This window comes from Cyclobacterium lianum (assembly GCF_900143075.1).
Classification (GTDB): domain Bacteria; phylum Bacteroidota; class Bacteroidia; order Cytophagales; family Cyclobacteriaceae; genus Cyclobacterium; species Cyclobacterium lianum.
The window spans coordinates 65875-88915 of sequence record NZ_FRCY01000014.1 but is presented as its reverse complement, the minus strand read 5'-3'; the positions used below and the strand labels follow the sequence as shown (position 1 = coordinate 88915).

The window sequence follows — 23041 nt, the reverse complement described above, 5'->3', positions numbered from 1 at the left end:
TATTTTTGTCAAAAATGAAGTGATATGAACTATGTCCTGATGGCAGATATTATTGGGAGCAGTGAGTCTTCTGACCTATCTAAATTAGCCAGGTCATTTGCGGATTTAGTTGAAAGATGTAATACAGTTAACCAAAAGGAATTGATCTCTCCACTGACCATTACTTTGGGAGACGAATTTCAGGGAATTGCCAGAAGCGAGTGTTCGATTTTCAAAATAATCACCTGGCTAGAAGAAAATAAGTGGAAGGCGGATGAGGAAATACGCTTAAGGTACACGGTTGAACTGGGGGTAATTGAAACAGAAATAAATACGGAAATAGCTTATGGTATGATGGGGCCTGCTTTGACTGAAGCGAGAGAAAGTCTGATAACCTTGAAGGATGAGGGTGAATTTCTTGCTCTTGGTGGAGATATCGAGGATAAGGAGTTGAAACAAATTCAATTTAACCTATACCTGTCCTATATAAGAAATTGGCATTGGAGAGATAAAGTTTTAATTTCCAATTTATTGGAGTTGAAAGATTATAAATTGGTAGCAGAAAAGATAAAAAAGACCAGGTCATTGGTTTGGAAAAGAAATAAAACTTTGGGGATGGATAATTATTTTAAATTAAAAAGGTCTTTGGAAATCCTGTTATGTCGGTAAAATTTCTTTGTATTCTATTAGCCACCTATTTTTCCTCAGAATTCTTGGCGTTTTGGATATTTCTGATGCTCAGGAAAAAATTTGTACAAAAGGGGTTTTCTCTGAGGCCAATGATATTAGGAGTTTTAGAACGATTATTTCTTTATGTAGGTCTAATCCAGGGTTTTGGCCAATCTCTTATTTTATTTGGGGCTTTGAAAATTGGTACAAGGATTAAAAATGATGAAGATAAAATTTCTAACGATTATTTTCTTGTTGGAAATATTGTCTCGGTTTTATTGGTGTTTACTACTATAGCTATTTGGAGTTATTTGAATAAAATATGAGTGATAATGATGTAAACCCCGAAAACGGGGACGAAAGTTTGCACGATTCCATCCCTGTCACGGGGATGTACAAGGACTGGTTTCTGGATTATGCCTCCTACGTGATCCTTGAGCGGGCAGTTCCGGCCATAGAAGACGGGCTCAAACCCGTGCAGCGCCGCATCCTACACGCCATGAAGGAAATGGACGATGGTCGATTTAACAAGGTGGCCAACATTATCGGGCAGTCCATGCAATACCATCCCCATGGAGATGCTTCTATAGGCGATGCCATTGTGAACCTGGGGCAAAAGGACCTTTTGATCGAAACCCAGGGTAACTGGGGAGATGTACGTACCGGTGACGGGGCTGCTGCGGCCCGGTACATTGAAGCCAGGCTTTCCAAGTTTGCCCTGGAGGTGGTTTTCAATCCGCAAACTACGGAATGGCAGTTGTCCTACGATGGAAGAAAAAAAGAACCAGTCACCCTGCCTGTAAAATTCCCTTTGCTGCTGGCTCAGGGAGTGGAGGGCATTGCCGTGGGATTGAGTACCAAAATACTTCCCCACAATTTTTGTGAGCTGATCGAAGGATCCATTCAAATTCTCAAAGGCAAAAAAACAAACCTGCTACCGGATTTCAATACTGGTGGTCTGGCAGATTTTTCCGAATACAACGAAGGGCTCCGGGGTGGAAGGGTAAAAGTCCGTGCCAGGATTGAAGAGGAGGACAGCAAGACCCTGCTGATCAAAGATATCCCCTATGGGACCACCACCAATTCCCTGATCGAATCCATCATTAAAGCCAACGACAAAGGGAAAATAAAGATCAAAAAAGTAGTAGACAATACTGCCAAGGAGGTGGAAATCCAGATACAATTGGCACCCGGCCAATCACCCAACATGACCATAGATGCGCTGTACGCGTTTACCGATTGCGAGGTGAGTATTTCTCCCAATGCCTGTGTCATCATCGAGGAAAAACCCGTTTTCCTGACGGTAAATGAAATTTTAGAATACAATACCCATCAGACCAAAACCCTGCTGAACAGGGAGCTGGAAATCCGTAAAGGGGAATTGATGGAGAAGTTGCTTTTTTCTTCTCTTGAAAAGATTTTTATAGAAAACAGGATCTACCGGGACATAGAGGAATGCGAAACCTGGGAAGCAGTTATTGAAACCATCGATAAGGGACTGGAACCCTTTAAACCCGAGTTTTACAGAGAAATAACACGGGACGATATCATTCGGCTGACGGAAATCAAAATCAAACGCATATCCAAATTTGACACTTTTAAAGCGGATGAGCTGATGCGCAAGCTTCAGGAGGAGCTGGAGGAAGTAAACCACCATCTGGAGCACCTTACCGATTACGCGATACAATACTACAAAAATCTGCTGGGCAAATATGGCAAAGGGAAGGAACGAAAAACCGAAATACGAACCTTTGACACCATTGCCGCCAACGTGGTGGCGGCAAACAATGCGAAACTGTATGTCAACCGAGCTGATGGATTCATTGGCTATGGACTGAAAAAGGATGAGTTTGTCTGTGATTGCTCTGACCTGGACGACATCATCGTGTTTAGGAAGGATGGGGTTTGCCAGGTGACACGCATACAGGACAAGGTATTTGTAGGCAAGGACATCATACATGTGGCGGTATTCCGAAAGGGAGACGAGCGCATGGTTTACAATCTGGTATACCTGGACGGCGCTTCCGGCAGAGCAATGATCAAAAGATTTCAGGTGCTGAGCGTCACCAGAGATCGGGAATATCCGCTTACCAAGGGTACCAAGGGATCCAAAATACTGTATTTTACGGCCAATGCCAATGGAGAGGCGGAAATCATCACGGTTTACCTGACGGCAGGCAGCAAGGCCAGGATCAAGGTTTTTGATTTTGATTTTAAAGATATAGAAATCAAGGGCAGGGCAGCTCAGGGGAATATTCTCACCAAACATCCCGTGAGGAAGATCCAACTCAAAATGGAGGGGGTCTCCACCCTGGGTGGACTGAATATTTACTACGACCCCTCGGTAGGCCGGCTGAATACCGATGAGCGGGGCGACCTGGTGGGAAATTTTCTGGGAGACGACAGGATCATCGCCTTTTACAAAGACGGCAATTACGAGCTGACCAATTTTGAACTGACCAACCGCTTTGACCAGGAAAACCTGCTGCTCATCCGGAAGTATGATCCCGACCGGATAGTATCTGCCATATATTTTGACGGGGCCAGTAAGCAGTATTTTATCAAACGCTTTCAGATTGAGACTTCTACGCTCAACAAAAAATTCAACTTTATTTCCGATCACAGAAATTCACGACTGACGGTGGTCACTACAGAAAAGCAGCCTCAGGTAATGGTGAAGTTACAGAAGGGCAAGGAAGTCGACGAAAGTGTCTATGATATGGACATGCTGATAGATGTGAAAGGCTGGCGGTCGGTCGGAAACCGGCTGAGTAACCATTCGGTGAAGGCAGTAAAGCTGGTCGTATCTGAGAAAAAAAAATCCGCGAATACTGAGGAAAATCTCTCCGTCGGATCCACGGTAAATTTCGACCTGAAGAAAAAAGAGGAGGATGATGATGAGGATAAGGAGCAGTTGGGCTTGTTTTAATCCGGCTTGCATCTTGCTTCGTTTCCGATATTTTCCGGATGGCTATCTTACCATCCCCACTAATGTTATTTCTGGAATAAATACACCCGAGTAAAAGCCAGGTCATAAGCAAACTATCTTTATCCGATCAAAGGACGGTATTTGCATGTTGGATTAGCTCATCCTGATTGGACTCAGATTTGGGTAGCAGTAAGTTTTCCCGGATCAAGGACAGGCAGGTTCCTTGTAACTTGGATGGGAAAAGGTAAAATCAGTCATCAAACCATTTTTCATAGAGCCCAGTAATGTCGGAGGGGCACATTTTTTATCTGAATGTTGGCTCATTTGTCTGAGAAACATTTTCTTGGTATCCTGAATTTGCTATATTTGTACATGTTTGTGTACAGAAATAATTAAAAGCATGCTGACAACCACTTTATCCGACTTCAGGAAAAATATTAAAAAATATCTGGACAGTGTTACAGGTAATTTTGAAACCTTGATTATTAACCGCGGTAAGGATACCGGGGTAGTGATCATTTCCTTGGAAGAGTACAATTCGCTTACGGCAACTCAGCATGAATTATCCTCAAAGGCCAACGAAAAGAGGCTTGATGCGGCTATCACCAAACTTAATTCAGGTTCTTCATTTGAAAAAGGCCTGATAGAGGAATGAAGTTAGTGTTCGTGGATGAGTCCTGGGAAGACTATTTGTATTGGCAGCAGACGGATAAAAAAATGCTGAAGCGAATTAATTCCCTGATAAAGGATATTGCACGTAACCCATTTGACGGAATCGGTAAACCCGAGCCACTGAAATACAAATATTCCGGTTTTTGGTCCAGAAGGATTAATGGCGAACATCGACTGATCTATCAGGTGAAAGCGGATGAGATTTTGATTGCAAAATGCAGGTTTCATTATGATTAGGTAGAAGAGACTCAGAGGCTGTTAGGAGCCGGTTATTAAGGTGTTTGCATTTTCATTTTTACAGCCTTCCAGCCAGCATGCTGTACCTTTTGGATGCTCTTGATGTGGCAAAAAGTCAAGAGAAGCATGGGTTTATTTATTAGGGGTTTGTTGCCTCATTGCCAATCTGACTTTCTAAATCCCAGCCAATCCAGCCCCCATTATCCCAATCCCAGTGATAAGCCCGCCTTAATCTTTTATTTACCCTTGTGAATGTGCATATTTGCAATCCGTAAAAAAACACCTGTTTGTAAAGGTGAACAAAAATCTTAAGCGCAAGCATGTCAAAATCAGAAAATGAAATCAATGTAACCTTTCCGGACCAATCGGTCCGGGTTTTTGAAAAGGGAGTTACCGGCCTCGACATTGCCAGAAGTATCAGTGAAGGACTGGCGCGAAACGTGCTGGCCGCAAAAGTAGATGGTGAAGTATGGGATGCTACCCGGCCCATTCACCAGGATGTGAGCATCTCCCTGCTTACCTGGAATGACAAAGAAGGAAAATCTACTTTTTGGCACTCCTCAGCCCACCTCCTGGCCGAGGCCTTGGAAGTCCTCTACCCGGGGATAAAATTTGGGATCGGGCCTCCTATAGAGCATGGATTTTACTATGACGTGGACTTCGGGGACAGGACCCTGGAAGGGGCGGAGCTTGAGAAAATCGAGACCAAAATGGTGGAGTTGGCCCGTCAGAAAAACGAATATATCAGGAGGGAAATTTCCAAAGATGAGGCCGTTAGCTACTACCAGAATAAAGGTGACGAATACAAACTGGACCTGCTGGAAAGACTGCAGGATGGTACCATTACTTTTTACAGGCAAGGAGCGTTTACCGATCTCTGCAGGGGACCACATATTCCCCATACAGGTTTTGTAAAAGCGGTCAAGCTTCTCAATATAGCTGGCGCTTACTGGCGGGGAGACGAAAACAATAAGATGTTGACCCGCATTTACGGGATCACTTTCCCAAAGGCAAAGGAGCTGCAGGAATACCTGCACATGCTGGAAGAAGCCAGGAAAAGAGATCACCGCAAGCTGGGGCGTGAATTGGAGCTGTTTACCTTTTCAGAAAAGGTGGGCATGGGGCTGCCGCTCTGGCTCCCCAAAGGCACACTGCTGCGCGAACGCCTGGTCAGCTTTTTGAAAAAAGAGCAGGACCATTCGGGCTATCAGCAGGTCATCACTCCCCATATCGGGCACAAGGCCTTGTACGAAACTTCCGGGCATTATGAGAAATACGGTAAGGACTCCTTTCAGCCTATTGCAACGCCGCACGAAGGGGAGGAGTTTTTGCTGAAGCCAATGAACTGTCCCCACCACTGTGAAATATACAAAAGCAAGCCCAGGTCCTACAAAGACCTGCCGGTAAGGTATGCCGAATTTGGCACCGTATATCGTTACGAGCAAAGTGGTGAACTGCATGGCCTGACCCGCGTGCGGGGATTTACCCAGGATGATGCGCATATCTTTTGCAGGCAGGATCAGGTAAAGGAGGAATTTATTAAAGTCATTGATTTGGTCCTGTATGTGTTCAAGGCGCTGGGCTTTGAGGATTACACGGCGCAGGTTTCCCTACGCGATCCTGACAATATGGGAAAATACATCGGAGAAGCGGAGGCCTGGAACAAGGCAGAGGCAGCGATCATAGAGGCGGCCGCTGAGAAGGGCTTGCAGACCGTAACCGAACTGGGAGAAGCTGCCTTCTACGGACCCAAGCTGGACTTTATGGTACAGGATGCCCTCGGCAGGAGCTGGCAATTGGGTACCATACAGGTAGATTATCAGTTGCCTGCGCGCTTTGAGCTGGAGTACACCGGTGCCGACAATCAAAAACACAGGCCTGTAATGATCCACCGGGCGCCTTTTGGCTCCCTGGAGCGGTTTGTTGCGGTGTTGATTGAGCATTGTGCGGGTAATTTCCCGCTCTGGCTGGCACCTGAGCAATTGGTAATCCTTCCCATTTCCGAAAAATTTGCCTCCTATGCGGCAAGGGTTAAATCCCTGCTGGGAGATCACGGTATCTCTGGAGAAATTGACAATCGGGATGAGAAAATCGGCCGTAAAATCCGCGATGCAGAAGTGAAAAAGATTCCCTTTATGGTGATAGTAGGCGAGAAAGAGCAGGAAAAAAATGAGCTGTCGCTGCGCAAACATGGAGAAGGTGATATCGGTAGCTTTAAACTGGACGATTTTGTCAGCTATTTCCAGGGAATCATCAGGGAATCATTGAATAAATAACCGTATAATAATTTGTTGATTTTTAATATTTAAAAAATTATTAGATATTTGCAAATTGAAACTTTAAACGACAACCATAACTATTTTGAGAGGAAAAAGAACGTATACTCCGAGACAAGAGGAACCATATAAAGTAAATAATAAAATCCGGGCCAGAGAGGTCAGGGTTGTGGGAGATTTTGTAGAGGGGGGCAATGCGGTCATGGCTACTGATAAAGCCATAGCCCTTGCTGAGGAAAACGGACTTGATCTCGTGGAAATTTCTCCTTCCGCAGCACCGCCTGTCTGTAAAGTGATTGATTATGCCAAGTTCAAGTACGAACAAAAGAAAAAGCAAAAAGAGATCAAATCCAACGCAGCCAAAACGGTAGTCAAGGAGATACGTTTTGGCCCCAACACGGATGACCATGATTTTGATTTCAAATTAAAACATGCCATTGGTTTTCTCAAAGACGGGGCAAAAGTCAAGGCCTATGTTCATTTTGTGGGACGTACCATTGTGTTTAAGGAACGGGGAGAAATGCTGCTGCTGAAATTTGCACAGGCGCTTGAAGACTATGGGCAGGTGGAGCAACTTCCCAAAATGGAGGGCAAACGGATGAATATTTTCGTTTCTCCCAAGGCCGGTAAGAAATAATTTAACTAATCATATACGGTAATGCCAAAAGTAAAAACAAAATCCAGTGCCAAGAAAAGGTTCAAACTTTCTGCTACTGGAAAGATCAGAAGGAAGCATGCTTTTAAAAGCCACATCCTGACCAAGAAATCTACCAAGAGGAAGAGAAATCTGACCAAAATGGGAGAGGTTCATGAGACGGATGAGGGAAGAGTAAGAGCCATGCTCAGGATTTGATCCCCTTCAATTAATTAGGTTAAAAATTCACCAGACCTTTGGTTTGTCAAGTCTTTAGAAAAGAAAGCACCAAAAGTCAAAAACTAAAACAATTATGCCAAGATCGGTAAATGCTGTTGCTTCAAGAGCAAGAAGAAAAAAAGTATTAAAAGCTACTAAAGGCTACTTCGGAAGAGGTAAGAACGTATGGACAGTAGCGAAAAATAAATATGAAAAAGGCCTTCAGTACGCCTACAGGGACAGGAAGGTCAAGAAGAGAGAATTCAGGGCCCTGTGGATTCAGAGGATCAATGCCGGTGTGAGACAATACGGCATCAGCTATTCTCAATTCATGGGTATGCTGAAAAAATCAAGTATAGATCTGAATAGAAAGGTACTGGCTGACCTGGCCATGAACCATCCGGATGCCTTTAAAGCCATTGTGGATAAGGTAAAATAAGGATACTCCGAACATAACTACAAGAAAAGCCCTCTCCGGAGGGCTTTTTTGTACCCCTTTCTTACAATAGGCTTTACTTTTTTGAAATTTTCCTTATATTACTTTTCCTTTAGTCTTTTCCAGAAAGAAGCCCTAAAGAAAAACAGGAATGGCGGGAGAATGCTCGTCTGCAGACATGATTCGAACCCAAATTGACTTGCAGGGGATAAGCTTTATGACGTATAGCGAAACTGAGACGGGGATGTAATCCATAAAAAAAGGCCTCCGATTGGAGACCTGTATGAAATGTAGCGAGGAGGGGAGTTGAACCCCTGACCTCAGGGTTATGAATCCTGCGCTCTAACCATCTGAGCTACCTCGCCAAATGAGAATGCAAATATGTGAGGATAATCCTTGAATTGCAAATTATAGAGAAGCTAAAAGCATACTTTTTATAACCAGAATAACGAAGGCTATGGAGAAAATTAAATTTGTTGCGGATTACCAGATAAATACCTCCAAAAAAATTATTTATCCTTACCTGAGTACAGCCAGCGGATTGTCGCAGTGGTTTGCCGATGATGTGGTCATCAATGAGGATAAGGTCTATAATTTCATATATGATGGAGAAAACCACTATGCCCGCCCGGTGATCATGCGTACCCACCATCATGTAAAATTTGAGTTTTTTGACCCTTCCGAAGAGGAGGAGGATGGGACAGACAAGACCTTTATCGAATTCAAACTCGATGAAAACGAATTGACGCAAACCTTTTACCTTCGGGTAGTCGAGTATGGTGATGCGTATGATGAGCAGGAACAACGGTCGATTTGGGAGGGATTGATCGCAAACCTGAAGGAAATAATAGGTGGATAAGTGTGGCAGAATTATCTTTTTCAACATAATATGTTCAATTTTGTTTCGTCTTTTAGGTAAAGGATAGAGGCGCTTCATGAAAAAATTAGATAAACTGATCCTGGGGTCCTTTCTGGGACCTTTTTTGCTTACTTTTATCGTGGTGGATTTTATTCTGCTCACGGTGAACATGCTCAAATATTTTGACGAAATATTTGGCAAGGATCTCCCCTTTATGGTTTATCTGGAGCTGATTGGCTATTTCGTGATCAGCATCTCTCCCATGGCCCTTCCCCTGGCCGTGCTCCTGTCTTCTTTGATGACCTTTGGTAACCTCGGAGAACACTTCGAATTGACCGCAATCAAGAGCAGTGGCATTTCTCTCCTGCGGGCCATGCTCCCTATCGGTATTTTTGTTGTTTTCCTTACCGTGTTTGCCTACCTGTCCAATAATTACGTGGTACCCAGGGTGAATCTAAAAACCTTCAGCCTTTTGTATGATATTCGCATGAAGTCCCCGGCGCTGGATATCAAAGAGGGGGTATTTTACAATGGAATCCCAAGTTATAGCATCAAGGTAAACCGCAAGCTGGACGAAGTGCGGCTGCAGGAAGTGCTTATCTATGACCATACCCAGGGGCAGGGAAATCTCCATGTGATCACAGCAGATTCCGGAAGGATGGAACCTTTTTTTAACGACAGGTACATGATGTTGACATTATATAATGGAAACAGCTATCAGGAGGGCACCGGACAGCGGGGAGCCAGAGACAACCCGGTGACTTTCAGCCGGACGAAATTCGATAAAAATGAAATGGTTTTCAGTCTGGATGCCTTTGATCTGAAAAGGACACCGGAAAACCTTTGGTCCAACAGCAAATCCATCAAAAATATAGGAGAAATAAGGGTAGACCTGGATTCGATGGACAGAGAACTGAACCACTGGTATTTTTTCAATTATGCCAACACGGAGGCATCGTACAATTATTTTGGGAGAAACAGGAAACTGATGCCTCCCAAAGAGATCGTGGATAAAAAAAATGAATCCGATTCGCTCAAGAATTTAAAATACAAAGATGAGTATGAGAACCCGGAAAATGGAGTGAGGGTAAGTGAAAATCAATCCCGTCAGGATCGCGTTTCACAGGGAGAGGTCCCTGTAGGGGCCCCTTCAGACAGTACCTTGGGTGCTTCCGGCGAGAACAGTCAGGTGGCGCCTAAACGCAATGTGGCAGGAGACACTAGCGGCCAGGAAAGCGGAAAAAATCTTGCCGCTGCGAAGGGAGGTGTGCGAGATGCAGAAGTGCGGGAGGCACGGGACAGTATAAACGAACTGGCCACGCAGCCCGATATGGGTAAAATCAACAGAAACGCTGCCCTGAAATCCGAAGCGCCTGAGCCTGCCAGGCTCACTGCCGAGCAGCAGCAAAGGTTGGATTCCATCAGAGATACTCCCAGATACAGGACTTCGGAGGCTACCGTAGGACTTACTGCAGCCCGAAACATCAAGAACAACTTTACCACTAACCGCTCAAGGATTGAGGAAGTGCAGCGCAATTACCGCGCATTTAAGGTGGCCTGGTATCAGAAATATACCCAGTCCATTGCTTGTTTTGTGATGTTCATGATAGGAGCTCCCCTGGGGGCCATTATCAAAAAGGGCGGACTGGGGATGCCGGTGTTGATGTCTATTATTTTCTTTATCATGTATTATATGTTGACGATCAGCGGGGAAAAGTGGGCGAAAGAAGGGATGTCTGACACTTTTTTCGGTACATTTTTTTCCAATCTGGCGCTGTTGCCTTTTGGTTTGTTTTTTCTCCGCCAGGCCAGGAAGGACGCAAGGCTTTTTGAACCCGATTTTTATCAGGGGATATGGGATAAAGCAAAAAAGCACCTGATGCGAAAGCCTGCAACGGGAAAAGTCAACAATGAGCGAGATAAAAAGTTGAAAGAAGAAGTTTTATAATTTCGAATAAAACAGCTACCTTTGTCTCTGTTTTAAAAAAATTAACATCATATTTGACTAAGCATGTATTTAGCGAAAGAAGAAAAAGCAGAACTATTCAAAAATCATGGTCGGTTGAAGTCAGAAACAGATACAGGATCTCCTGAATCCCAAATTGCCCTATTTACCTATAGGATCAAGCACCTGACAGAACACTTAAAGACCAACAAGAAAGACCACTCATCGAGAAAGGGATTGTTAAAATTGGTAGGTAAGAGAAGGCGTTTGCTGAATTACCTGATAAAGATTGACATTGAGAGATACCGGGCCATCATATCCGAGCTGGGTATCCGTAAATAACAACCATGTGGGGTTCCCTGTTTCAGGGAACCTTACTTTTTTGCTACCTTCTGTTATTAAGCCTTACTTTTACAACTATACCTTATTCAGAATCGAAAATTTATGTTACCAAATTCAATTTCAAAAACCATCACGCTGGAAGATGGTAGGGAAATCATTATTGAGACCGGTGCCTTAGCCAAGCAGGCAGACGGGGCAGTTATGGTAAAAATGGGCAAATCCATGCTACTGGCTACAGTGGTTACCAAAAAAGAAGCCGGCGAGGGAGTCGATTTTCTTCCCATGTCCGTAGATTATCAGGAAAAATTTGCGGCTTCCGGAAAAATACCAGGAGGATTTTTAAAGCGGGAAGGCAGGTTATCAGATTATGAAATATTGATCAGCCGAATGGTAGACCGGGCCATCAGGCCTATTTTTCCGGACGATTACCATGCCGATACCAATATCACCATTACCCTGATGTCCTCCGATGAGGAGGTCTTGCCGGATTGCCTTGCCGGATTGGCTGCCTCTGCCGCACTGGCAGTATCTGATATCCCTTTCAATGGGCCTATCTCAGAAGTTCGCGTAGCTAAAATTGACGGCAACTTCGTCATCAATCCCAAGCCGGTTGATCTGGAACGGGCTACAATGGAACTGATTGTAGCCGGATCTGAGGAGTTTATCCTTATGGTGGAAGGTGAAGGAAATGAAATTTCTGAGGACGAAATGGTAGAGGCCCTTCAGTTTGCTCATGAAGAACTCAAGAGACATTGCCAGGTACAGAAGGAGCTCACAAAATTAGTAGGTAAAGAAGAGAAGAGAACCTACAGCCATGAGGTCAATGATGAGTCCCTGCTCGAAAAAATGAAGGCGGAATTGTACGACAAACTTTACGGAGTAGTCAGCAAGCAGATTCCCAACAAGCAGGAGCGTTCGGAGTTGATCAAGGCGATCAAGGAGGACTTTGTAGAAAGTCTGGGCGAAGAGCATGAGTATGACGAAGGGCTGATCGGCCGGTATTTTGGTAAAATCCACAAAGAGGCCGCCAGAAATTTCACCCTGAAAGAGAAAAAGCGGCTGGATGGCAGGAATCCGGATGAAATCCGACCCATATGGTCTGTGGTGGACTACCTGCCTTCTGCCCACGGTTCTGCGGTTTTCACCAGAGGAGAAACCCAATCTATCACCACGTGTACTCTGGGTACCAAGCTGGATGAGCAAATGGTGGATGGCGCTGTGCACTCAGGTTACAATAAGTTTTACCTCCATTACAACTTCCCCGGATTTTCTACCGGAGAAGTCAAGATTAACCGTGGACCGGGCAGACGGGAAGTAGGGCATGGCAACCTGGCCATGCGTGCATTGAAAAAAGTATTGCCTCCTGATGCCGAAAACCCCTATACCGTAAGGATAGTTTCCGATATTCTGGAGTCTAACGGTTCGTCTTCTATGGCTACCGTATGTGCAGGATCCCTGGCACTTATGGATGCAGGTATTCCCATCAAAGCACCTGTGACAGGTATTGCCATGGGAATGATTTCCGATGCCAAAACCGGAGATTATGCGATTCTTTCTGATATTCTGGGCGATGAGGATCACCTGGGAGATATGGATTTCAAGGTCACCGGTACAGCAAAGGGCATCACCGCATGCCAGATGGACCTAAAAGTAGAAGGTCTTGATTACAATGTATTGAAGGAGGCCCTGTATCAGGCCAAAAAGGGAAGATTGCATATTCTGGAGGAGATCAATAAAACCCTGGATGCGCCTCGTGCAGAGTTTAAACCGCACGCTCCGAGATCCTACAACATGCAGATTCCAAAAGAGCTGATCGGGGCAGTAATCGGGCCAGGCGGTAAAGTAATACAGGAAATTCAAAAAGACACCGAAGCCACTATCATTATTGAAGAAGTAGATAATGTAGGCAAAATCAACGTCTTTTCGACCAACCAGGAATCTATGGATGCTGCTGTTGCCAGAATCAAAGCCATAGTAGCGCAGCCTGAAATCGGAGAGGTTTATACAGGGAAGGTGAAAAATATCATGCCTTTTGGTGCATTTGTCGAGTTTATGCCAGGCAAAGATGGATTGTTGCACATCTCTGAGATCAAATGGGAAAGACTTGAATCCATGGACGGCGTATTGGAAACTGGCGAGGAAATTGCTGTAAAACTCATCGATGTAGATAAAAAGACAGGTAAGTTTAAATTGTCTCGGAAAGCCTTGTTGCCAAAACCAGAAAAAAAAGACAAATAAGCTGAAGGTTTCCTGAAAATTTAGAACAATTGGTAAAAATTGAACTTATTTTCAGGAAACTTCTGTTATCAATGCGTTAAAAATAATAGATATAATTGAATGAGGCAGCTTAAAATCAGTAAACAGATTACCAACAGGGAGAGTCAGTCCCTGGATAAATACCTTCAGGAGATAGGTAAGGTGGATCTATTGACAGCAGATGAGGAAGTGGTTTTGGCCAAAAGAATCCGGGAAGGAGATCAACTTGCCCTGGAGAAACTGACCAAAGCCAACCTGAGGTTTGTTGTCTCTGTTGCCAAACAATACCAGAATCAGGGATTGTCGCTGGGTGACCTGATCAATGAGGGAAACCTTGGCCTGATCAAAGCAGCCCAGCGTTTTGATGAGACCCGTGGTTTTAAGTTTATTTCCTACGCAGTATGGTGGATCCGTCAGTCTATCCTGCAGGCGCTGGCCGAGCAATCCAGAATCGTGAGGCTCCCGCTGAACAGGGTGGGGTCATTGAATAAAATCAGCAAAACGTTTTCTGAACTCGAGCAGAAGTTTGAAAGGGAGCCATCGCCCGAGGAATTGGCCGAGGTGCTGGAAGTGACTGCCGGAGAGGTGGTAGATACCATGAAAATTTCGGGCAGGCATGTTTCCATGGATGCACCTTTTGTCCAGGGCGAAGAGAATAGCCTCCTGGATGTGCTCGAAAATGACGGAGAGATAAAGCCGGATGACGGACTGATGAATGATTCGTTGAGGAAAGAGGTGCAACGGGCCCTTTCCACCCTTACCCAGAGGGAGGCAGATGTCATTACGCTCTATTTTGGCCTCAACGGTGAGCATGCCATGACCCTTGAAGAAATCGGTGAGAAATTTAACCTTACCAGGGAGAGGGTCCGACAGATCAAGGAAAAGGCCATCAGAAGATTGAGACATACCAGCAGGAGTAAAACCCTGAAGCCCTATTTGGGCTGATCATCAGTGCAATGATAAATTGAATAACAAGAAGGGCAATCCGCCCTTTTTTTATGTATTGAAATTTTTATAATGATATTTAAACTTTTTTGTTTTTATATTTTGTTAGTAAGCCAAAACAAATCAGAATTTATATTTATTGATTAATACCGATAAACAATGAGTCAGGATACCGATACCATAAAAGTCCTTATTGTAGGGTCAGGGCCTGCGGGATATACCGCCGCCATTTACGCTTCCAGAGCCGGGTTGTCACCGGTCATGTATACGGGTATCCAACCCGGAGGCCAACTTACCATTACCAATGACGTGGAAAATTACCCTGGATATCCGGAAGGAGTAATGGGACCCCAGATGATGGAAGATTTTAGAAAACAAGCCGAGCGTTTTGGAACGGACGTCAGGTACGGAGTAGTGACCAGTGTAGACTTCAGTCAGCGCCCGTATGTAGTGGAGGTAGATGAAAGCAAGACCATTAAGGCGGAAACGGTGATCATTTCTACCGGAGCCTCCGCCAAATGGCTGGGAATAGAAAGCGAAACCCGGTTAAATGGTAAGGGCGTGTCGGCTTGTGCGGTCTGTGACGGATTTTTCTTCCGGGGAAAGGATGTGGCTATCGTAGGTGGCGGTGACACCGCCTGCGAGGAAGCCAGTTACCTGGCCAATATATGCAACAAAGTGTACATGCTGGTGAGAAGGGACGAACTCAGGGCTTCCCAGATCATGCAGAAAAGAGTGATGAACAATGCCAAAATAGAGATCCTTTGGAACCACGAGACCGAGGAGATTCTAGGAGAAGAAGAAGTCAGTGGCGTACGGGTGAAAAATAACCAAACCGGAGAGGAAAGGGTGCTGGATGTGGCGGCTTTTTTCGTGGCTATCGGCCATCAGCCCAATACCGGGATCTTTTCCGGACAGATCGATATGGACCAAAACGGTTATATTCAAACCCTCCCGGGTAGTACCAAAACAAACGTTCCCGGAGTGTTTGCCTGTGGGGATGCCCAGGATCACGAGTACCGCCAGGCGGTAACTGCCGCTGGTACGGGCTGTATGGCTGCCCTTGATGCCGAAAGGTATATTTCCGCACTGGAGTAAGCAATGGCTTTGTCCTTCATAGGAGCAATAAGGATAAGTCAGGTAAAATCCGGCCAGTCTGTTGGTTACGCAGGCAGGATCCCATACAATCCCGGCATGAAAATCATGTACCGCGATACTTCGCAGGTCCCGGCATGGCTTCCGCTATGTGATTAAGGGCAGGTTTGGGCCATTAAAGAATTAATTATAAACATATGAAATTGAGCCTGCCCGGAGCAGTCGGGCGTGACGGAGGCGATACACAGAGGGATGATTATCATTGCGAGATTCCCTATCCGACTGGTGTCATCCGGGCGGGCATCCCGACCTTTGGTGCGGGACAAGTTATGGCCGCTTTTAGACAATAGTAAAACATATGAAATCGAGCATTAGGAGAACGTCGGACACAGGGATGATTATCATTGCGAGATTCCACCCCGATAAATCGGGGCAAGTTATCACAGCTAAAAATCAAATTATAAACAGATGAAATCGACACGATTAAAATTATCATTAAACACACAGGGCAATGATTATTTTAATCGTCAAAGATTCCATGTGGCCTATTAAAAACAAATTATAAACACATGAAATTAGATATCCTGGCTATTGCCTCTCATCCGGACGATGTGGAACTTTCCTGTAGCGGTACCCTGGCTGCTCATATTGCAAAAGGGTATAAGGTAGGTATTGTGGACCTGACACAAGGAGAGATGGGCACCCGGGGTACCCCGGCGATTCGGATACAGGAGTCGGAAAAAGCGGCGGAAATACTGAATTTGAGCGCGCGGGAGAACCTCGGTCTTAAAGACGTATTTTTTCAGGACAATCAGGAACATCAAACTGCGGTAGCCAGGATGATTAGAAAATACCGTCCCGAGATTGTGCTGGCCAATGCTGTTTCTGACCGACACCCCGACCATGGTAAGGGTGGTAGTCTGGCCTCTCACGCCTGCTTCATCAGTGGTCTCAGGAGGGTAGAAACCGATGTGGAAGGAGAGGCACAAGAAGCCTGGAGGCCGAAGTGTATCTACCACTATATACAGAACAACTACATCGAACCGGACTTTGTGGTGGACATCTCTTCCTACTGGGAAACCAAAATCAACAGTATTCTGGCTTTCCGGTCGCAGTTTTACAACCCCGATTCGAAAGAGCCGGAGAGCTTTATCTCCCGTCCCGATTTCCTTGATTTTATTGAGGCAAGGAGCCGGGAAATGGGGCATAAGATCAATGTGAAATATGGTGAAGGGTTTACTGTAGAACGTGTCCCAGGGGTAAACGACCTGTTTGATTTGATATAAATGCAGGCGGCCCGGCGGGGCAGTGCGCCCGTCAGCCGGCTATCTGCTACGAATACTTTGTTTGACCTGAAGGGTTAAAATCGGCATTGTGGATTTTTTGCCCTCCAGACGGTAGCGGATTCCACAGTGACTCGGAGGCGATATCTCCGGGGGTGAAGTACTGGCGGCTATGGTAAGGAAAGACTAAGCCGGATTCACATGCCAAAAGTGTGATTCTTCCGTGAAGGGAAGTAGAAACCCGGTAAGCATGGCGGTGTAGCAAAGTCCGCCGAGACGATACTTCAGCGCAGTCCGGCGCAAACGTATTTCCGAAACCAAGTGATTGCGTCACTTTCAGGGAGCCAGGCGCTCCATAGCCCATGCTTCGTTTCCCGAGCGGGTATAGCGGATGCGGTCATGCAGACGGGCAGGTCTGCCTTGCCAAAACTCTATTTCATCTGCCATCAGCCGGTATCCTCCCCAGGTTTCCGGGCGGATCAGTGATTCATGCTGAAATCTTGCCTGCGTTTCGGATAGGTTTTTTTCAAGAAATGCCCGGTCCGGAATGCTCTGGCTCTGTGGGCTCGCCCAGGCACCTATCTGGCTTTCCCTGGGGCGGCTGAGAAAATAGTCATCGGATTCCTCAGCAGAGATTTTTGATACCCTTCCGGATACCCTGACCTGTCGCTCCAATTCGGGCCAGAAAAAAGTAAGCGAAGCAAGGGGATTTTCGGCGAGTTGCCGCCCTTTTTGACTGCTGTAATTCGAGAAAAATACAAAGCCCTCATCAACCCCCTTTAGCAGTACAATCCTACCCGAAGGTTTCCTGTCCTTGTCTACCGTGCAGAGATGCATGGCTGTAGGTTCATTGACAGCCGCAGTGAGTGCATTGGATAACCACAACTTGAATTGTTCTAAAGGATTCGAATTCATCTCTTTTATATCTAATGTTTTAGAGGAATAATCCTTTCTAATGTCTGCTAATTTCATTTTGTCAAATTAAATCAGAAAATTAATTTAAGAATATAAATATATTGTATTTAAATTTTTTTCTTTTAAATTAAAGCCTCATATAAAACTTGGTCAATGCATTCATCCTCCAATATATCTCCTCAATCGGGAAGTTTGCTCATATCAAAGCCTTTCCTGCAGGACGAAAATTTTGTTCGTTCTGTGGTATTGCTTTGTGAAAACAACGAACTGGGCTCTTTTGGTTTGGTGTTGAACAAACTTTCTATTTTTAAATTGGACGAATTACTGGAAGGTTGTGAACTGCTGGACAAGGAAGTATATGTGGGTGGTCCCGTGGAGCAGAATACCCTTCATTTTATCTATCAGGGGGAAAAGCAACTGGAAGATAGCGTGGCTCTCGGAGAAGCACTTTGGTGGGGGGGCAGCTTCACCGAGCTGATGGATAAAAATAAACTCGGCCTGGTGGATATGGCAGATTACCGTTTTTTTATTGGTTATTCAGGCTGGGATACCGGTCAGCTTACCGCAGAGCTCACAGAAAATACCTGGATTGTATGTGACAATGCCCAGGCTAAAAATATATTCAAGTCCGAACCGGACGATCTGTGGCGGGAAATATTAAAGAATATGGGAGGTGATTTCCAGGTTTTGGCAAATTATCCGATAGACCCAAGACTTAATTAGCCCAAAATTGCTACTTTTGTTTAGTATGGTTTGATTTAAGCAGGAATACGATATTATTATGGATAAGGATAAAGAAATGTCCGGAAAAGAGGACAAGGTTACTGAAAGCCTGGTAGATAAGCAGGAATCAGGTATGGATGCAAGCGCAGAGGAAAAGGAGCAAAAGCCTGAAAATACCAGCGAGGAGGATGTCAACGAGGGTACAGAGGCACCCGAAGAAGAGGAGCATGAGGAAGAAAGCGTAGACTACAGTAACTTTGATAAAGCTCAGTTACTTAAAGCGTTGAAGGAAATTGTCAGCCAGCAGAATTTTATGAGGGGTGACAGTCTGGTGCAGGAAATAAAAAGTCATTACGAGGAATATTACAGCAAGGAAAAGGAGCTGGCACAGCAGCAGTACCTTGCCGATGGAGGGGATGAGGAAGGATTCGATTTCCGCGGAGCTGACGAGGACAGGGAGTTTTTTGCCACCTTCCAGCAATTTAAAGACAAAAGACACGAATTAATACGGGAATTAGAGCGGTCAAAAGAAAAAAATGCCCAGGAGAAGAATCTGATTCTGGACCGTCTCAGAGGCCTGGTGGATGGAGAGGAGACCACACACAGCATAGAGACCATCAAGAAAATTCAGGAAGAGTGGAAAAAAATAGGCCCTGTTCCCCATAGCCAAAACAAAAATCTGTGGGCCTCCTATAATGCCCTGATGGACAGATTTTATGATAACCGGAGCATTTATTTTGAACTGAAGGAACTTGACAGGAAGAAGAATCTGGAAAGCAAACTGGAGCTTTGTGATAAAGCTGAGGCCCTCTCTGAAACGGCAGATATTAAAGAAGCGATTCGGTCCTTGAACGAGCTTCATGAGGAATTCAAACATATAGGCCCGGTCCCCAGAGACGAGCAGGAAGCCCTCTGGCAACGGTTTAAAGCAGCTTCTGATGCCATCTATAACAGGAGAAAGGAGTATTACGAAAGTCAGAGGGAGGTTTTTAAAGCCAATCTGGAATTAAAAGTTAAATTGATAGAAAGGCTGGAAGCATTCAAGGCATTTAAGGCAGAGAAAATCCGCGACTGGAATACCAAAACCAAAGAGATACTAGCCATTCAGAAAGAATGGGAGGCCATAGGGCCGGTGCCCAGGGAATCCGGAAAAGAGATCAACAAAACCTTCTGGGGACTGTTCAAGCAATTTTTTCAGCACAAAAATCAGTTCTTTAAGGAATTAGATGAAGTAAGGCATCAAAACAAGGAAAAAGCTGAAGCATTGATTGCTGATGCGGAAGCACATATCGAAAGCACAGATTGGAAGGAGACATCCAATCACCTGATCCAATTGCAAAAAGACTGGAAGGAGCTGGGACCCTTGCCGGAGAAATTCCGGGATAGCCTGTATGGACGGTTCAAAAAAGCCTGTGATACTTTCTTTGACAACCGCAGAAATGCCAACAAGGAAACCAACAAGGCTTTTGAAGAAAACCTGGCAGCCAAAGAGGCGGTATGCGCAGAAATAGAAGCGGCCGCTAATGGCAAGGAGGATGTAAGTCCTGAACACCTGGAATCCCTTATCCAGCAATTCAATGAGATCGGCTTCGTTCCCAGGAAAAACATGAAAGATATTTCTGCCAAATTCAATGATTCGGTGAACGTTTACCTGGGTCAGTTGGATCTGGAAGGCGAAAGCAAGGATGATTTTCTGTTCAGGTTAAACCTGAATAAATTGCAGGCCGATCCCAACAGCAACAGGGTGCTGAACAAAAAGGAACATGGCATCCGGAAACAAATTTCAGATCTGGAAAACAACATCACCCTCTGGCGAAACAACCTGGAGTTTTTTGCCTCTTCCAGGACCGCAGATAAATTGAAGGATCAGTTTGAGGAGAAAATCGACAAAGCAGAGCAGGAAGTGGATAAGCTGAAAAAGAAGCTGTCAATCATCCGGGAATTTTAAATGGCAGGGTGGAAGTCGAATAGTTTTTTTAAAATTATCCGAAAAATCTTTGATTTACTAACGGCATAAAACTATATTTGCACTCGCATTTGGGGAAAGGGAGCGGTTTTGCTGATCTGCCAGATGCGATTTTCTAAAAAGGCCTCCTTAGCTCAGCTGGTAGAGCAACTGACTTGTAATCAGTAGGTCGCTGGTTCGATCCCGGCAGGGGGCTCTTGATTATCAGGCACTTACAGGTATTTTACTTGTGGTGCCTTTTTTATTTGCGCGCCATTTGTACAAGAATGAGTTCTTAGCATATCGCGATTCAGATCGTTGACAATTGGAATTCACCGCTGCAGACTCATTTTTGTTTTTTCTGCCGTTTCCTGTCCCACCAGACATAGGCTATAAAACCCACCAAGCTAACGGCTCCGACCCAAACCAGGCCTCCTTTCATGCGCTCGTAGTTTTCTCCCAGAAAGGCGATCAAAACCGTCAGGGGAAAAATTCCCAGCAGGGTAGCTCCTATAAATTTCCAGTAACCCATCCGCAGCATGCCGCCGATGATGCTGATGGCATCGTTGGAAAGAAAAGGTGAAAGACGGGTCACGATAACGGCCCAAAATCCGTAGTCTTCCAAAAAACCCGCTATCTTCTTTTCTGTATCCTCACCAAGCAATTTATCGATCACCGGTGTGCCGAATTTTACCCCTATGCCATACCCTATGCTGGATGCGGAAAATATGGCCACCAAAATGATCGCACTTCCCAGCCAGGGTCCATAGGCAAGTACCGTCACCACCATCAATAAGAAGGACGGAATGACAAACATAAACATCTGTAAGACCATGGCCAGTACAATGATGAAAGGTCCCCAATAGCCAAATTGATTCACCCAATTGGAGATCTTTTGCTCGTCATCGCTGCTGAGCACAGACCAGGCTTCTGAAAAAAAATCCTGAACGGAACTGTTGAGAAAATACAAAGCAATCAGGCTTCCTATAAAGAGAACAGAAAGCACATAGGGCCAGATGGCCTGTTTATTTTTGGACATATTTGAAAAACTAAGGATAAAATCTGGTTCAAATCTAGCATAGATTGTACCGAAAATACCAATTATATGAAAAACAATGAAGATTTTTGGAATAAGCCTGTATTTTTGAATTCAGTAGCTTTTTCCGGGGTGTAGGATCCATGCGTAAGGACGCTGGTTTTCCCTTCCGACAGTTGCTTATTTTTTTTATCCGCCAAAGTTGGTTAATTTTCCTTTACCTGATAAGTTAAATGCTTTGAGGTAGGCCAATTTTGGTTTGCGCTTTGTTCCCAGAATGCATGTATTGATCCAACCTGATTTTTGTCCAAAAATAAGCCCTTATGTTGAAGCGAAACTATTTTCCTTGGGTAATTTATTGTTACCTGTTTGCTTGTATTACCGCTTTTCAAAGCTTTGCTGCGGAAAGTGGAGATCCCTGGAAATCTCAATCGGTAAACCCAAATTCTTTTGAAGGAACGGATACAGAACGCATTATCCAGGCCATAGAAATGGCCAAAACAAGTACCCAAATGGTGCGTATTCCTATGGAAAATACCAACGGTACGAAAATATGGATGATCGATAGTGCCTTGTTGCTACCAAGCAATATGACGCTGATTTTGGACAATTGCACCTTGCAACTTTCTGATACAAGCAGAGACAACCTGTTCCGTTCGGACAATGTAGGAGCCGGCATTACCGATCCGGACTGGAACGAAAACATACGGATTTATGGAATTGGAAATGCGGTACTCAAAGGCGCGGTCAATCCCCGGGCTACTGGTGACGGTGCCAGGACGCTTAGCCTGAATCCGCAAGTGGAGCAGGAAAAGGGGAACTGGCGGGTAAGTTACGGAAGCGATGCCGGAAAACCTGGTTTGAAACAAACGGGTGACTGGAGGAATATTATGGTATTGATAGGGTATGTCCGGGACTTCAGCCTTAAAAATGTTCGCTTTGAAAACGCGCATGGCTGGACCGTTAGTTTTGAGCGAACAGTGGGAATAGATATATCCGATGTGACCATTTTCAATCAGGAGTTTGTGACGGTGGATGGACAGCAATTGATGACAGCCAATAAGGACGGGATTAACCTGAGACAAGGATGTAAAAACGTTCGGATCGATAACATCTCAGGCCTGACAGGAGATGATTTTATAGCACTTTCAAATTTGGATACTGCTCCGGATAAACCCAAACAAAATGGGGATATTAATGGGAGTATGGTCACGGCCAGTCGCTGGTACGGACCGGAAGATGATATTGAGCAGGTGGTGATTACGAATATCTCCTGTGAAAACCGGTACCGGGCTATCGCGATAAGAGGCAGCGACAGGGCAGGAATCCATCATGTCTTCATTAGTGGGGTTATTTTTAGAGCCAGGGAGGATAGGTATGAAGCCCTGCTGATTGGAGGCAGGGGATATGGAGAAGAATCGTTGCCGGGTAAAATACATACCATACAGGCCATGAACATCATGGGGAATGGCCAATCTCTGGTAAGGATACAGGCAAAAGTAGCTAACTGTCACTTTTTGAATGGCATGTACACAGGGCTAAATGAACGCGCTACCTTATATGAGATTGACTCAGCAGAAACCAGCAATGTGACCGAAAATGCATGGTTAAAGGTCAGGTGAGTGGTAATTTTCCTCTTGTTTCAG

Annotated in this window: 20 protein-coding genes and 2 tRNA genes; 19 read left to right on the top strand and 3 right to left on the bottom strand. The window is 45.0% G+C overall.

The window, feature by feature from the left end:
- The first annotated feature begins 24 nt into the window (after positions 1-24).
- The 8 genes from BUB19_RS18670 (at position 25) to rplT (ending at position 8054) form a co-directional block, all read left to right on the top strand.
- On the top strand, positions 25-648 hold the full coding sequence (locus tag BUB19_RS18670) for a SatD family protein (protein WP_073096663.1): 624 nt from the start codon (positions 25-27) through the stop codon (positions 646-648).
- A 322-nt stretch (positions 649-970) separates the two neighbouring features.
- The gene (locus BUB19_RS18660; RefSeq protein WP_073096657.1) at positions 971-3577 is read left to right on the top strand and encodes a DNA gyrase/topoisomerase IV subunit A; all 2607 of its coding nucleotides are present in this window, start codon (positions 971-973) and stop codon (positions 3575-3577) included.
- A 400-nt stretch (positions 3578-3977) separates the two neighbouring features.
- On the top strand, positions 3978-4232 hold the full coding sequence (locus BUB19_RS18655) for a type II toxin-antitoxin system Phd/YefM family antitoxin (RefSeq protein ID WP_073096654.1): 255 nt from the start codon (positions 3978-3980) through the stop codon (positions 4230-4232).
- Positions 4229-4486: a Txe/YoeB family addiction module toxin gene (locus tag BUB19_RS18650; protein WP_073096651.1), complete on the top strand. Its 258-nt coding sequence runs from the start codon at positions 4229-4231 to the stop codon at positions 4484-4486. The genes BUB19_RS18655 and BUB19_RS18650 overlap by 4 nt, the downstream gene beginning before the upstream one ends.
- Positions 4487-4806: 320 nt before the next feature.
- A complete protein-coding gene (gene thrS / locus BUB19_RS18640) occupies positions 4807-6762 on the top strand; it encodes a threonine--tRNA ligase (protein WP_073096644.1) in 1956 nt (651 codons plus the stop codon).
- Between the two features lie 85 nt (positions 6763-6847).
- Positions 6848-7399 carry a translation initiation factor IF-3 gene (gene infC, locus BUB19_RS18635; RefSeq protein WP_073096642.1) on the top strand — a complete coding sequence of 184 codons (552 nt, stop codon included), beginning with the start codon at positions 6848-6850 and terminating at the stop codon, positions 7397-7399.
- A gap of 21 nt (positions 7400-7420) precedes the next feature.
- Positions 7421-7615 carry a 50S ribosomal protein L35 gene (rpmI, locus tag BUB19_RS18630; protein WP_073096640.1) on the top strand — a complete coding sequence of 65 codons (195 nt, stop codon included), beginning with the start codon at positions 7421-7423 and terminating at the stop codon, positions 7613-7615.
- Positions 7616-7709: 94 nt separating this feature from the next.
- Complete coding sequence (rplT, locus tag BUB19_RS18625; RefSeq protein WP_073096638.1) at positions 7710-8054, top strand: 50S ribosomal protein L20; 345 nt, start codon at positions 7710-7712, stop codon at positions 8052-8054.
- Positions 8055-8342: 288 nt separating this feature from the next.
- On the opposite strand, the gene BUB19_RS18620 is transcribed toward rplT, so the two are convergent.
- Positions 8343-8416: transfer RNA gene (locus BUB19_RS18620), tRNA-Met, on the bottom strand.
- A 92-nt stretch (positions 8417-8508) separates the two neighbouring features.
- Between BUB19_RS18620 and BUB19_RS18615 the strand changes: the two genes are divergently transcribed.
- From BUB19_RS18615 to bshB1, 7 genes are all read left to right on the top strand, one after another.
- The gene (locus BUB19_RS18615) at positions 8509-8910 is read left to right on the top strand and encodes an START-like domain-containing protein (protein ID WP_073096635.1); all 402 of its coding nucleotides are present in this window, start codon (positions 8509-8511) and stop codon (positions 8908-8910) included.
- Between the two features lie 76 nt (positions 8911-8986).
- Positions 8987-10858, top strand: coding sequence for an LptF/LptG family permease (locus BUB19_RS18610; RefSeq protein WP_073096632.1), 1872 nt, complete (start codon positions 8987-8989; stop codon positions 10856-10858).
- A 63-nt stretch (positions 10859-10921) separates the two neighbouring features.
- On the top strand, positions 10922-11197 hold the full coding sequence (gene rpsO, locus BUB19_RS18605; protein ID WP_073096630.1) for a 30S ribosomal protein S15: 276 nt from the start codon (positions 10922-10924) through the stop codon (positions 11195-11197).
- Between the two features lie 102 nt (positions 11198-11299).
- The gene (gene pnp, locus BUB19_RS18600; RefSeq protein ID WP_073096627.1) at positions 11300-13435 is read left to right on the top strand and encodes a polyribonucleotide nucleotidyltransferase; all 2136 of its coding nucleotides are present in this window, start codon (positions 11300-11302) and stop codon (positions 13433-13435) included.
- 99 nt (positions 13436-13534) lie between these two features.
- Positions 13535-14398, top strand: a complete 864-nt coding sequence (locus BUB19_RS18595; protein WP_014021150.1) for a sigma-70 family RNA polymerase sigma factor — start codon at positions 13535-13537, stop codon at positions 14396-14398.
- A gap of 159 nt (positions 14399-14557) precedes the next feature.
- Positions 14558-15496 (top strand): thioredoxin-disulfide reductase, encoded by a 939-nt coding sequence (gene trxB, locus BUB19_RS18590; RefSeq protein WP_073096626.1) that lies wholly within the window; start codon positions 14558-14560, stop codon positions 15494-15496.
- A gap of 566 nt (positions 15497-16062) precedes the next feature.
- Positions 16063-16779 carry a bacillithiol biosynthesis deacetylase BshB1 gene (bshB1, locus tag BUB19_RS18585; RefSeq protein ID WP_073096623.1) on the top strand — a complete coding sequence of 239 codons (717 nt, stop codon included), beginning with the start codon at positions 16063-16065 and terminating at the stop codon, positions 16777-16779.
- A 333-nt stretch (positions 16780-17112) separates the two neighbouring features.
- On the opposite strand, the gene pdxH is transcribed toward bshB1, so the two are convergent.
- A complete protein-coding gene (pdxH, locus tag BUB19_RS18580; RefSeq protein ID WP_073096621.1) occupies positions 17113-17748 on the bottom strand; it encodes a pyridoxamine 5'-phosphate oxidase in 636 nt (211 codons plus the stop codon).
- A 96-nt stretch (positions 17749-17844) separates the two neighbouring features.
- Between pdxH and BUB19_RS18575 the strand changes: the two genes are divergently transcribed.
- From BUB19_RS18575 to BUB19_RS18565, 3 genes are all read left to right on the top strand, one after another.
- Positions 17845-18414 (top strand): YqgE/AlgH family protein, encoded by a 570-nt coding sequence (locus BUB19_RS18575; protein WP_073096618.1) that lies wholly within the window; start codon positions 17845-17847, stop codon positions 18412-18414.
- A gap of 58 nt (positions 18415-18472) precedes the next feature.
- On the top strand, positions 18473-20362 hold the full coding sequence (locus BUB19_RS18570) for a DUF349 domain-containing protein (RefSeq protein WP_073096616.1): 1890 nt from the start codon (positions 18473-18475) through the stop codon (positions 20360-20362).
- Positions 20363-20503: 141 nt separating this feature from the next.
- Positions 20504-20576 (top strand) — tRNA-Thr (locus BUB19_RS18565).
- 129 nt (positions 20577-20705) lie between these two features.
- Here BUB19_RS18565 and BUB19_RS18560 read toward each other — a convergent pair.
- Complete coding sequence (locus BUB19_RS18560; RefSeq protein WP_073096615.1) at positions 20706-21398, bottom strand: TVP38/TMEM64 family protein; 693 nt, start codon at positions 21396-21398, stop codon at positions 20706-20708.
- A 320-nt stretch (positions 21399-21718) separates the two neighbouring features.
- Here BUB19_RS18560 and BUB19_RS18555 point away from each other — a divergent pair, with 320 nt between their 5' ends.
- A complete protein-coding gene (locus BUB19_RS18555) occupies positions 21719-23017 on the top strand; it encodes a glycosyl hydrolase family 28 protein (RefSeq protein ID WP_143156097.1) in 1299 nt (432 codons plus the stop codon).
- Positions 23018-23041 lie beyond the last annotated feature (24 nt).